Source organism: Mesorhizobium shonense (assembly GCF_040545255.1).
In the GTDB taxonomy this organism is placed as follows: Bacteria; Pseudomonadota; Alphaproteobacteria; order Rhizobiales; family Rhizobiaceae; genus Mesorhizobium; species Mesorhizobium shonense.
The window spans coordinates 232,608-246,178 of record NZ_JBEPLM010000005.1 but is presented as its reverse complement, the minus strand read 5'-3'; the positions used below and the strand labels follow the sequence as shown (position 1 = coordinate 246,178).

The following is a 13,571-nucleotide window of genomic DNA, read 5'->3' as shown; positions in this document are numbered from 1 at the left end:
ATGAGGATCTTCTGGCGCATCCTTCGCATCTGCCTTTACGCGCTGCTCCTGCTGCTGGTGGTGGCGATCGGCGCGCTCGTCGTGCTCACCGGCACCGAAGGCGGCCGGCAAAATCTCGCTGGTCTGATTTCGAAGATGGCTTCGACCGAGGACCGCAAGATCACCGTCAGCGGCATCGAAGGCATCTGGTCCGGCGCCTTGCGGCTGGATCACGTCGTGCTGGAGGACCGCGCCGGGCCCTGGCTGGTGGCACGCAAGGTGGCGCTCGACTGGTCGCCGACGGCGCTCTTGTCGCGCAATTTCAACGCCGACCGCATCGCCGCCGAGCGCATCGAGCTGGCGCGATTGCCGCAAGCCAGCCAACAGCCGTCGCAAGGCGGATCGACCAGCCTGCCGGTCTCGATCGATGTCAGAAAGATCGAGTTGCCGGAGATCGCGCTCGGGCAGCAGCTTGCCGGCAGCGGCATTGCCGAGCTTGCCGCCAAGGGTTCGCTCAAGGCCGATCCATCGCCGCTGGCGATCGAGACGGTGCTCAACGTCGCCCGTCACGACGGCAGAGAGGGCAATGTCGACGCCAAGGTCCATTTCGCGCCGGCCGACAACAAGCTCGACCTCGATCTCAAGGCATCGGAGCCGGCGGGCGGCATCATCGCCAATTTGCTCAAGCTGCCGGATGCGCCGCCTGTAGACATCGTCGTCACCGGCACTGGGCCGCTCGCCAATTGGAGCGGCATCGGCACCTTCGTCGTCGACCGTCAGATCGTCACCCAGCTCATCGGGCGCCACCAGCTCAGCGACAAGGGCCACTATATCGAGGCCAAGGGCGACGGCGAATTCGAGCGCTTCCTGCCGGAAAAGTTCAAATCGCTCTTTGCCGGTAAGACGAACTTCGACGTCGCCGGGACGGCGACGACGGCAGGCGGGGTCGATATCGAGCGCGCCACCATAGAAAGCGACGCCGTGCATGGCACGGCCACGGGCAATGTCGACCCGAAAGGCGCCAGCGACCTTGCCGTCGAGCTCTCCGCCAAGGAAAAGCCCGTCACGATCGATGTCGGCACCAGCGCGGTGCCGATCCTGGTCGCGATCGAGAAGGCGACGGCGCGCGCCTTTGGCGACGGCAACGCGCCGATGGTCGATATCGGTACCTCGCTGGCCTCGGTCGCCGTCGGCGGCACGCAGCTCAACACTGTGACGGGAGAAATCCATTCAGACGGCTTCGATGTCGAAAACCGCAGCGGCCCGGTCAGCGTCAAGCTCGCCGCCACCGGCCTGAAGACCGACGTGGCGACGCTGGCGCCGCTCGTCACGGGCAAGCTCGCGGCCGATCTTTCCGGCACGATCAGCCGCGATAACGTGGCCATCGACAAGGGTACGCTGCGCAGCGATGCGCTCAATGCCGCGCTGACGGCCGGCGTCTCGCTCGCCGATCTGTCGATGACGCTGAAGATGAATGCTGACGCCGTGTCGAAGGCGCTGCCGCCGCAGATCAGCTCGCTGCTCGGCGAACGGGTGAAATTCTCGGCCACCGCGACCCGCGACCCGGAAGGCGCGTTCGCGGCCAACGAGCTGGAACTCACCTCCGGCTCGCTGAGCGCAAGCGGCACGGCCAGCGCGCAGGGCTCGGACATCCAGGCCAACGTCAAGGGAACGCTGGGCGACGTCTCGGCGCTGTCTTCTCTGGCCGGCACGCCGCTTGCCGGCGGGATCAATTTCGCGCTGAGCGCGAGCGGTCCGCGCTGGGCGCCGGACTTCTCGGTTTCGGCCGACAGCGCCAGCCTGACGGCGGCCGGCCGCACGGTGAAGGACATCAAGCTCTCGGCGAAGGGCAAGGCCGACGTCGCCAATCCTTCGGCCGATGTTTCGCTGACGGGCAGCGCCGAAGAGCAGCCGCTCGATATCAGGGCCTCGTTGGTGACCGCCGCCGGCAAGCGCTCGATCAGGGGGCTCAGCCTTGCGCTCGGCGACAACAAGGTTTCGGGCGATCTCGCGCTCGACGATCAGCTCCTGCCGCTCGGCACGCTGACGCTGGCAGTGCCGGACATCGCGCCACTTGCCGCGCTCGGCGGCCAGTCGGCGACCGGCGACATCAACGGCATCATCGCCTTCGCCAAGGACGGCGCGGTCCCGACCGTCACCATCAATGCGGCAAGCACCTCGATCGCGCGCGGCGAGCTGGCGGCAAAGACGATCACCGTCAACGCGCTGATCGCCAACTATCTCAAGGGCCCGGCAATCTCGGGCACGATCAAGGCCGACAGCGTGACCTCCGGCGCTACCGTGGTCAGCGGCATCGGCATCGATTTGAAGCGCGACGGCGACTGGACCAATTTTGCCGGCGGCGCGACGGTGTCCGGTATTCCGGCCAAGGCAACCGGGCGCGTGAAGATCGCCGACGGCAGGACAAGTGTCGAGATCGCATCGGGCGAGGCGACCGTGCGCGGCATCAAAGCGGCGATCGCCGAGCCGTCGAGCCTTGCGATCGCCAATGGCGTCACCAGCATCGAAAAGCTCGCGCTCAATCTCGGCGGCGGCTCGGCGACGATTTCCGGCAGCGCCGGCCAGACACTCGACCTGACCGCCAACCTTGCCAGCCTGCCGGCGGCACTTGCCAACGACTTCGTGCCTGGCCTCGATGCTGCCGGAACATTGAACGGCACGGCGCATGTCACGGGTGCGTCGACCAACCCTGAGGTCCAGTTCAGCGCGCAACTCGCCGGTGCTGAGACCAGCCAAACCCGCCAGGCCGGGCTTGGGCCGCTCGATCTAGACGCAACAGGCAGCTACAGCCTGGCGGGCGGCGTAGCCCTGGACCACGCAACGCTTTCGGGCGACAAGATTTCCGGCAACGCCGCCGGCACATTAAATCCGAACGGCGCCAGCGATTTTTCCCTCGACCTCACATCATCCGGACCCAGCCTGCCGCTGACGATCGGCAGCGCCGAGAGCCCGGTCAAGATCGCGGTCCAGTCCTTGTCGGCAAAGATGGAGGGCGAAAGCACCCAAGCCCGACTGGATGTTTCCGCGATCCTGCCTTCCGTTGCCGCCAGCCAGGTGAATGTGGACGGCCTTGCGTTGGCGCTGCATTCGGATGCGTTCGATCTCAAGGGGCGGGCAGGTCCGGTTTCCGGCACGGTGTCGGTGAATAGGGTCGGTCTCGACAATCCGATGATCGCGCCGCTGGTTGCCGGGAAGGTCACGGCCGAGGTCAACGGCCGTTTGACGACCGATGCCGTTGCCGTCGACAGCGGCGCGCTCAAGAGCGATGCGCTCAACAGCCAGATCGCCGGCCTGATATCGCTGCGCGACGGCGCCATCGACCTCAATATGAAAGCCAATGTTGCTTCTTCCGCCTTGCCGGCGGCGGTGCGCGGCATGCTGGGCGAGAGCGCGCAGTTGAGCGCCGCGCTGAAGCGTGATGCCAATGGCAACGTCCATGTCGACGGCTTGAAGCTCAACTCGGGCGCGCTGAGCGCCGACGGGCAGGCGAGCCTTGCCGACAGCAAGCTTGCCGCCGACATAAAGGGTGCCTTGAGCGACGTTTCGCTGCTGTCGAAGGACGCCAGGGGCGCCATCGCTTTTGCCCTGAACGCGCAAGGTCCGATCATGGGGCCCGATCTGTCGCTGACGGTGAACAGCGACCGGCTTTCGGTGGCGGCGCGCGAGATCACCGGGCTGAAGCTCACCGCGACAGGCAAGGCGGATGCCGCCAATCCGGCCGCCAATGTGCAATTGACCGGCAATGTCGCCGGGCAGCCGCTGCAGGGCAATGCCGTGCTTGCCACCACCAACGGCAAGAGCGCGATCAACGGGCTTTTGCTGTCGTTGGGGTCGAATAAGATTTCCGGCGATCTTGCTCTCGACGAGGCCTTCGTGCCGGAGGGAACCGTGTCGCTCGACCTGCCCGACATCGGACCGCTGGCGGCGCTTGCGCTGGAAAAGGCGGAGGGCGATGTGCGCGGCACGATCGCTTTCTCGAAAGCGGCCGACGGGCCAAACGTCGTCGTCAAGGCAAGCACGGCGGCGATCAGGCGCGGAGATCTATCGGCCAAAAACGTCGCCATCGATGCACAGATCGCCAACTACCTTGCGGCCCCTGTCATCTCCGGCAAGGTGCGCGCCGGCAGCGTGATCTCGGGCGGCACCACCGTCACCGGCATCGATGTCGACCTGAAGCGTGACGGCGACTGGACCGGCTTTTCCGGCGGCGCCACCGTCAAGAACATTCCGGCCAGGGCGGCCGGCCGGGTGAAAGTGGCGAACGGCACGACGACCGTCGAGCTGGCTTCGGGTCAGGCGACGGTCCAGGGGATCAAGGCTGCGATCGCGCAGCCCTCGACCGTGACCATCGCCAACGGCGCGACCACGCTCGACCGGCTGGTGCTCAATCTCGGCGGCGGCACCGCCACGGTGACGGGCAAGGTCGCACAGACGCTCGACATCAACGCCAACCTGGCCAGGGTGCCGGTCTCGCTCGCCAACAGTTTTTCGCCGGGTCTCGACGCGGCCGGCTCGATCTCGGGCACCGTCAAGGTGTCCGGCGCGCCGGCCGCTCCGGCGGTCACCTTTAAGGTCGATGCTTCCGCCGTGCAGACCTCGCAGACGCGCGGCGCCGGGCTCGGCGGCATGAACGTGTCGTCGTCGGGCACATTTGCCGGCAACAAGCTCGCTTTCGACGCCAATATCAGCGACGGCGCCGGGCTTGGCCTGAAGGGCGGCGGCACGGTGACGACAGCAGGTGGGCCGATATTGGCGCTCGACTTCAACGGCAAGGTGCCTTTTTCCTTCCTTGCCGCCAAGCTAGCTGCTCAAGGCCTGGCGCTTAACGGCACCGCCAATGTCGACGTGCAGGTGCGCGGTCCCGCATCGTCGCCGGTGATCAGCGGCAAAGTCACGACATCCGGCGCACGCCTTATCGACGCGCGTTCCGGGCTTGCGGTCAACGACATCGCGGCCGACGTGTCTATCGGCAGCGGCGTTGCCAGGATCAACCGCTTGACCGGCACATTGTCGACGCGCGGCAGCCTTTCGGCCAGCGGCACGGTCGGCATCACCCCGGCGCAAGGCTTTCCGACCGACCTGTCGATCAAACTCACCGACGGCCGCTACACGGACGGCAGGGTGGTGACCGCCAATCTCGGCGGCGATCTGACCATCAAAGGACCGCTCGTCTCGGCGCCGGTTATCGCGGGCACCATCAATCTGGCGAAGACGGTCATCACCGTGCCGGAAAAGCTGCCGGGCTCGCTGTCGGCGCTCGACGTCAAGCACAAGAATGCGCCGCGCGCGGTGCGCGCGCAGGACAGGGCGCTGAACCCGCCGACATCCAGCGGCAACAGCAACGGCGGCGGCGGTCTTGTCCTCGACGTGACGGTCAACGCACCGAACCAGATCTTCATCCAGGGCAGGGGCCTTGATGCCGAACTGGGCGGCTCGCTCAAGCTGACCGGACCGGCGTCGTCGCCGCAGGCGGTCGGCACCTTCACCCTGCAACGCGGCCGGCTGACGATCCTTGCCAAGCGGCTGACCTTTACCGAGGGCACGGTCGGGTTCCAGGGTTCGCTGGTGCCTTACCTCAACATGACGGCGACCACGACGACCAGCAGCGCCACTGTCACGATTGTCGTTTCCGGCGAGGCGACCAATCCGAAGTTCACCTTCTCTTCCGTGCCGGCGCTGCCCGAGGACGAGGTGCTGGCGCAACTGATCTTCGGCCGTTCGATGTCGAATCTGTCGCCATTGCAAATCGCTCAGCTCGCCGATGCGGCCGCGCAATTGGCGGGTGTCGGCGGCTCGACCTCGCTGCTCGACAATCTGCGCAGCGCCATCGGCGTCGACGATCTCGACGTGACGACCGACGAAAAGGGCGGCACCGCCGTTTCGGCCGGCAAGTACCTCAACGACCGCACCTATGTGACGATCCAGAAGGGCGACAAGCCGGGCTCCGGCAAGGCGACAATCGACCTCAACGTCGGGCGCGGCGTGAAGCTGCGCGGCGAGGCCAACGATGCCGGCGAAGCCAAGGGCGGCGTCTTTTACGAGCGCGAATATTGACGACATGACGCTCGCCTGCGGCCGGCCCAAGAGGGCTTCCGCCGAGCGCATGAGGCGCTTATCCGCCTAAAATGTCTTGATTTAATCGCCCCGTCGATTTTTCGAGAAATGTGCGTGCACTAACAAATTTGCGTCAAGACTGTCGCTATCACGCCAACCGGTCTCATTCCAAAGTTGCACATTTCCCCAACATGTTCCCACTCCACACCGTCTTTTGACATCACGGTCTGGATGCGGAATGTTAAAAGGCAGAAAGCCAACAATGGGAGATAAGTCATGGCAATCTATAAGAGTAATGGCGATCGCGTTCCGGATCACATCCTGGCCATGGCCGAAGAAGCCAAGGCAGGAAACGTTGACCGCCGCGAATTCCTGGCCCTTGCCAGCGTCTTCGGCGCGTCCACGGCGATGGCCTATGGGCTGATCGGTCTCGCCGATCCGACGCCGGCGCGGGCGGAAGATGTCCAGGGCAAGAAGGGCGGCACGCTGAAGGTCGCGCAGTGGATCAAGGATCCGAAGGACCCGCGCAAGGCCGACTGGTCGGAAATCGCCAATGCCGAGCGCCAGGCGCTCGAGCCGCTGGTCAAGTACACCACCGAATACACCTTCCGCCCCTATCTGCTGGAAAGCTGGGATGTGAACGACGACGCCACCGAATACACGCTGCATGTGCGCAAGGGCGTGACCTGGTCGAACGGCGATGCTTTCACCGCTGATGACGTCATCTTCAACCTGAAGCGCTGGGGCGACAAGAAGGCCGAGGGCAATTCGATGCCCGGCCGCCTCGGCACCCTGGTCAAGGACGACAAGCTCGACGAGAGCGCCGTGACCAAGGTCGACGACATGACTATCAAGCTGAAACTCGGCAAGCCAGACATCGCGCTGATCCCGAACATGTGCGACTATCCGGGCCTGATCGTCCACAAGAGCTTCGACGAGAAGGGCGGAGACTTCAAAGCCTGCCCGATCGGCACCGGTCCGTTCGAGCTCGTCTCCTACGATGTCGGCCAGAAAGTGGTCTACAAGCGCCGCGCCGACAACAAGTGGTGGGATGGCGAAGTCTTCCTCGACGGCATCGAATTCATCGACTACGGCACCGATCCGGGTGCCACGGTCAGCGCCTTCGAGGCGGGTGAAGTGCACACCAATTTCGAGACCTCGGCCGACTATGTGTCGATTCTCGACGGCATGGACTTGGTGAAGTCGGAAGTGGTGACGGCCTCGACGATCGTGTGCCGCACCAACGTCAACAACAAGCCCTACGACAACCAGAAGGTCCGCAACGCGCTGCAGCTTGCGGTCGACAACAACGTCGTTCTCCAGCTCGGCTACGGTAATGCCGGCACGGTCGCCGAAAATCACCACGTCTGCCAGATCCACCCGGAATACTACGAACTGGCGAAGGTCGCTCGCGACCCGGCCAAGGCAAAGGCGCTGCTGGCGGAAGCTGGCCAGGCCGACTTCGAGCATGAGCTGATCACGGTCGACGAGGACTGGCACAAGAACACCGGCGACGCGATCGCCGCGCAGATGCGCGACGCCGGCATCAAGGTGAAGCGCACGGTGCTGCCGGGCTCGACCTTCTGGAACGACTGGACCAAGTATCCGCTGTCGATGACCAACTGGAACATGCGGCCGCTGGGTGTACAGGTGCTGGCGATCGGCTATCGCACCGGCGAAGCCTGGAACGAGACGGCTTGGTCGAATCCCGATTGGGACGCCAAGCTCAATGCCGCGCTCGCCGTCGCCGACGCCGCCAAGCGCAAGGACATGATGAAGGACATCGAGCAGATCCTGCAGGATTCCGGCATCATCATCCAGCCTTACTGGCGCAAGCTCTACAGCCACTCCGTCAAGGCGGTGCAGAACTACAAGATGCATCCGACCTTCGAACGCGATTACGGCAAGGTCTGGCTCGACCAGGCGTGATCAAACCGTCGGGGAAGGGCCTTGCCCCTTCCCCTCAATCCCCGCACAATGCTGGAACCGGAAGCCGACGCCGCAAAGGGCGTGGGCTTTTTCGGCAACGGCATACAACGAAAAACAGGGTTGATCGCATTCGAGGGTCCGTTTGACAGGCAACCTGGTCGCTGGCGGCCGGATTGGTTTCAAGACAGGCTCCAACCCCAACCAGACCGGCAGGGGCCGCCATGCTTTCTTTCATCCTCAGGCGTCTTGGCACGATGGCATTGACGATGCTGTGCCTGACGTTGGTCGTCTTCTTTCTGATCAATCTCAACCCGAACCTGAAGAAGCTGGCGATCAGCCAGACTGAAATGCATACGTCGGCCGAGCAGCTGGAGGACTGGCTGGTCAACCATGGCTACCGGCAGAACTTCTTCGTTCGCTACGGGCAGTGGCTGGGCCTGCTGCCCAAGCAGCCGGCGACCGATCCGGCGACGGGCAAGCCGGCGCAGCGCTTCTCTTTCTGCAACGACCCGGTCGAGCCGAAATTCTCAGGTGTCCTGCAGGGTGATTTCGGCTGTTCGACTAAGTTCAAGACGACGGTCGCGGCCAAGCTGTTTCCGGCGCTCGGCGCTACGGGGCTGCTGATGTTCTGGGTGCTGGCGGTGATGGTGCCGATCTCGCTGCTTGTCGGGATACTCGCCGGCATGCGCGAGGGCTCGCGCACCGATCGCACGCTCTCGGTCGCCTCTATCGCCTCGACGGCGACGCCCGAGTATGTGTCGGGCGTCATCTTCACCGTCATCTTCGCCTCGTGGCTCGGCTGGCTGAACGGCTCGGCGGCCTCGGCAAGCCAGGGCCTTACCTTCTACAATTTCACGCTTCCGGTGATGACGCTGGCGATTTACGGCACCGGCTACATTGCGCGCATGACGCGCGCCTCGATGGTCGAGGTGATGACGCAGCAATATATCCGCACCGCCCGGCTGAAGGGCCTCTCCTTCGGTAGCGTTGTGGTCAAGCATGCGCTTCGCAACGCGCTGATCGCGCCGTTCACCGTCATCATGCTGCAGTTCCCGTGGCTGCTTACCGGCGTCGTCATCGTCGAGGTGATGTTCCGCTACCAGGGCTTCGGTTATACGCTGGTCGAGGCCGCGGGCAACAACGACATCGACCTTCTGCTTGGCTGCTCGCTGGTCTCGGTGTTCATCGTGCTGATCACACAGCTCATCTCCGATGTCGGCTACGCGTTTCTCAATCCGCGTATCAGAGTTCAGTAGGGGGCAAGGCGGATGCAGATCGAATATATCAACGCCTTCGACGTTGTGGTTGGCGTAGTCTGGCGCTTCTGGCCGGTATGGGTCGCACTCATCCTGGTGATGGGCGTGAGCTTCGCCTACAAGAAGCGGCTCGGCCTCTACGGACAGCTTTTCGACAGCGGCGTCGGCATTGCCGGTGTCGGCATCTGCCTGTTCTGGCTGTTCACGGCAATCTTCGCCTCGACCATCTCGCCTTTCGATCCGCTGGCGCAGGTTTCGATCATGAAGGACTCACTGCCCGGCGCGATCGAACCGACCTCGAAGCTCATCTATTACTTCGGCGGCGACAAGCTTGCGCGCGACGTGTTCTCGCGCATGGTCTACGGCAGCCAGATCGTACTGATCATCGCGCCGGCCGCGACCGGCTTTGCCCTGATGGTCGGCATCACGCTTGGCCTGCCGGCAGGCTACTACGGCGGCAAGATCGACACTTTGCTTTCGTTCCTCGCCAATCTGGTGCTGGCCTTCCCCGTGATCCTGTTGTTCTACCTCCTGGTAACGCCAGGCATCATGGATACGCCGATCCCTTATGCGATGGCCGGGCTGTTCTTCCTGTTCCCGATCATCTTCTTCAGCGTGCTGTTCTGGACCCGCTTCAAGAACCGGCCGGACCGCCTCTACATCCTGCTCGGCGTGACGCTCGTCGTCGGCGGCTGGATCTATATCGGCCTAGTGTTCGATAGGGACCCGCTGCACATCGTGCACATCGATCCCAACCAGCTCAACATCTTCGTGGCTGTGGTGTTCGCTTCCAGCCCGGGCGTGTTCCGCATCGTGCGCGGGCTGACCATGGACATCAAGACGCGCGACTATGTGGCGGCGGCGCAGACGCGCGGTGAATCGCCCTGGTACATCATGCTGTGGGAAATCCTGCCCAATGCGCGTGGACCGCTGATCGTCGATGCCTGCCTGCGCATCGGCTACACGACCATCCTGCTCGGCACGCTCGGCTATTTCGGCCTCGGCCTGGCGCCCGAAAGTCCCGACTGGGGCACCGCGATCAAGGATGCCAGCCGCCTGCTGCGCTCCTTCATCCATCCGGCGCTGCCGCCGACGATCGCGCTGATGTCGTTCGTGCTGGGACTGAATCTTTTGGCGGATTCGCTGCGCGAACAGTCAATGAAGGATTGATGGCGGGGTCCCAGACCCTACTATAATAAGGATTGGAGCGACCCATGAACGAGGCAGTTCGAGATCCAGCTCAACCAATCATCGAGATCGAGAACCTCTCGATCTCCTTCTTCACCCGCAAGGGCGAGATCCCGGCGGTGATGGACTTTTCCTGCACGGTCATGCCCGGAGAGGCGATGGGCATCGTCGGTGAATCCGGCTGCGGCAAGTCCACCGTGTCGCTCGGCATCATGCGCGACCTCTCCAACATCGGAAAGATCGTCGGCGGGCGGATCAAGTTCCAGGGCAAGGACATGGGCGAGTTGTCCGAGGAGGAGCTTCGCGCCATCCGCGGCAACAAGATCGCCATGATCTACCAGGAGCCGATGGCGAGCCTCAATCCGGCGATGAAGATCGGCCAGCAATTGATGGAAGTGCCGCTGATCCACGACAAGGTCTCGAAGGACGAGGCTTACAAACGGGCGCTCGATATGGTGCGCGCGGTGAAGCTGCCCGATCCGGAGCGAATGATGCGCTCCTATCCGCACCAGCTTTCAGGCGGCCAGCAGCAGCGCATCGTCATTGCCATGGCGCTGCTGTCGAAGCCTGCGCTGCTCCTGCTCGACGAGCCGACGACGGCGCTCGACGTCACCGTCGAGGCCGGCATCGTCGAACTGGTCAAGGGGCTCGGCGAGAAGTTCGGCACCTCGATGATCTTCGTGTCGCACAATCTCGGCCTCATCCTCGAGACCTGCGACCGTATCACGGTGATGTATTCCGGCGAGGCGGTCGAGACCGGCAAGATCGAGGACGTCTTCGACCGGATGCGCCATCCCTATACGCAAGGGCTGTTCCGCTCGATCCCGCTGCCCGGCGCCGACAAGAATTCGCGGCCGCTGATCTCCATTCCGGGGCAATTGCCGTTGCCGCATGAACGGCCGAGGGGGTGCAATTTCGGACCGCGCTGCCACCATTTCGTCGAGGGCGTCTGCAACGCCGCCGAAATTCCGATGATCCCGGTCGAGGGGCACGAGGGCCATTTCTCGCGCTGCGTGCGCTTCAACGAGATCGACTGGGAAGCGCTGCCGCCCGGCGCCAAGAAGGTCAACGAAAAGGTCGAGCCCGGCGCACCGGTGCTCAAGATCGACGATCTCAAGAAGTACTACAAGGTCGGCGGCAGCGAGGTGTTCGGCTCCAGCGAGGGCCGTGTCGTCAAGGCCAACGAGACGATCTCGTTCACCGCGCGTGAATCGGAAACGGTCGCGATCGTCGGCGAATCGGGCTGCGGGAAGTCGACGCTCGCCAAGGTGCTTCTGGGGCTCGAGACCGCAAGCTCCGGCACGGTGACGCTGGGCAACAAGGAGATCCAGTCGACCGGCATCGAGAGCCGCAATGTCGAAACCGTGTCTTCGATCCAGATGGTGTTCCAGAATCCATTCGACACGCTGAACCCCAGCCACACGGTCGGCTCGCAGATCATCCGCACGCTGGAGAAGTTCAATGTCGGCAAGACGGTCGCCGAGCGGCGCAAGCGCATGCTGGAACTGCTCGATCTGGTGAAGCTGCCGCGGGCCTTCGAAAGCCGCAAGCCGCGCCAGCTCTCCGGCGGCCAGAAGCAGCGCATCGGCGTGGCGCGCGCCTTTGCCGGCGATGCCAAGGTGGTTGTGGCCGACGAACCGGTCTCGGCGCTCGACGTCTCGGTGCAGGCGGCGGTGACCGAGCTCTTGATGGACATTCAGCGCAAGAACAAGACGACGATGCTGTTCATCAGCCACGACCTGTCCGTGGTGCGCTACATCGCCGACCGCGTCGTCGTCATGTATCTCGGCTATATCGTCGAGCAGGGCACGACGGACCAGATTTTCTCGCCGCCCTACCATCCCTATACGGAGGCGCTTCTGTCGGCGATCCCGATCGCCGACACCAGCGTGGTCAAGAAGCATGTCGTGCTCGAGGGCGACATCCCGTCGGCGATGAACCCGCCGACCGGTTGCCCCTTCCAGACGCGCTGCGGCTATAAAAAGCTGGTGCCGGACAATCTGTGCGAGACCAAGGTGCCGCCGCACAAGAATCTTGGCGACGGCCACATGAGCCTGTGCTGGCTGGCCGACGACGTGCTGGCGAAGATGGAACCGGTCATCAAGTTCGACAAGGAGCACGCCGCGCATGAGGGCGTGCCGGACGACGCGCCGCACAGCGAAGGGCCGGGCTTTACCGGTATTCCGCCCAAGCGTCCGCGCGGCAAGAAGCCGAAGCCGAACTAAGAAAGGCGGCGCTAACGTCGCTTCCGCGCCGCCATTAGCTGCCGCACTGCCGCAGCTGCGCGGCATAGTCGCGGGCCATCTGGTCGGTGGCGCGCGCGTAGTTCTGCACGCCGGCGTCGCCGCGATTGCCGCGGCCGTAGGCGGTCCAGCCGAGATAATAGGCAAGATAGAGGTTGTAGGTGTCGTTGCGGGCGACGCCGAAGGTGTCGACGGTCTTGGAATGATACCAGCCGACGAAATCGACGGCGTCGGCAAAACGGCTGCGGCGCGCCGCCCAGTTGCCGGTCTCCATCTGATATTGCGACCAGGTGCCGTCGAGCGCCTGCGAGTAGCCGGCAGCGCTGGAGACATGCTTCCACGGAATGAAACCGAGCAGCTTGGTGCGCGGCGGTCGGGCATTGCTCTTGAAACCGGATTCCTTGCGCACCGTCGCCATCAGCACCGGAACGGGAATGCCGTATTTCTGCTCGGTGCGCTCGGCGGCCGACTGCCAGTTGTCGAACCAGCCGTCGTTCTGGTCGAAGACGGCGCAGACATTGTTGATATGGCTGGGCGCCGTCGCGCAGGCCGAAAGCGCCAGCAGCACAGAGACAGCGACAATTTTACTAAAACTCGACCTACGCATTGGGCAACGAATAGGCGGAAATCATAAAAGGAGTCTTTCGAGCTTCCTTAACGCCGGCTAAAGCGCGTCGCGTTGAGACGGCGACGCGCTTCAAGTCTTTGTTTTGATGCATGTCGTTGCCCCAGAACCGATGCACACTTCTGGGCGACATGCATTAGGCGCGCCCATCCTGGCCGTATCAATATTTCGACCAAATGCGTCGTGTTTCTTCTCATCGACTTGAAAGAATGCCGCCGTGGCTAAAATCGCGCCGGCAAATGACGAATTCCTGACAGCTATGGCGGCACGTTGACG

6 protein-coding genes are annotated in these 13,571 nt (G+C 63.6%); 5 read left to right on the top strand and 1 reads right to left on the bottom strand.

Annotated features, from left to right (window positions below):
* From ABID26_RS15895 to ABID26_RS15875, 5 genes are all read left to right on the top strand, one after another.
* The gene (locus ABID26_RS15895) at window positions 1-6,054 is read left to right on the top strand and encodes a translocation/assembly module TamB domain-containing protein (protein WP_292343362.1); all 6,054 of its coding nucleotides are present in this window, start codon (window positions 1-3) and stop codon (window positions 6,052-6,054) included.
* A 276-nt stretch (window positions 6,055-6,330) separates the two neighbouring features.
* Complete coding sequence (locus tag ABID26_RS15890) at window positions 6,331-7,983, top strand: ABC transporter substrate-binding protein (RefSeq protein WP_292299579.1); 1,653 nt, start codon at window positions 6,331-6,333, stop codon at window positions 7,981-7,983.
* 221 nt (window positions 7,984-8,204) lie between these two features.
* A complete protein-coding gene (locus ABID26_RS15885; RefSeq protein ID WP_126099195.1) occupies window positions 8,205-9,239 on the top strand; it encodes an ABC transporter permease in 1,035 nt (344 codons plus the stop codon).
* Window positions 9,240-9,251: 12 nt separating this feature from the next.
* The gene (locus ABID26_RS15880; protein ID WP_126099196.1) at window positions 9,252-10,409 is read left to right on the top strand and encodes an ABC transporter permease; all 1,158 of its coding nucleotides are present in this window, start codon (window positions 9,252-9,254) and stop codon (window positions 10,407-10,409) included.
* Window positions 10,410-10,453: 44 nt separating this feature from the next.
* Window positions 10,454-12,652 carry a dipeptide ABC transporter ATP-binding protein gene (locus ABID26_RS15875; RefSeq protein ID WP_292299580.1) on the top strand — a complete coding sequence of 733 codons (2,199 nt, stop codon included), beginning with the start codon at window positions 10,454-10,456 and terminating at the stop codon, window positions 12,650-12,652.
* A gap of 34 nt (window positions 12,653-12,686) precedes the next feature.
* Here ABID26_RS15875 and ABID26_RS15870 read toward each other — a convergent pair whose 3' ends face one another.
* Window positions 12,687-13,277 (bottom strand): transglycosylase SLT domain-containing protein, encoded by a 591-nt coding sequence (locus ABID26_RS15870; protein ID WP_126099198.1) that lies wholly within the window; start codon window positions 13,275-13,277, stop codon window positions 12,687-12,689.
* Between the last annotated feature and the right edge of the window lie 294 nt (window positions 13,278-13,571).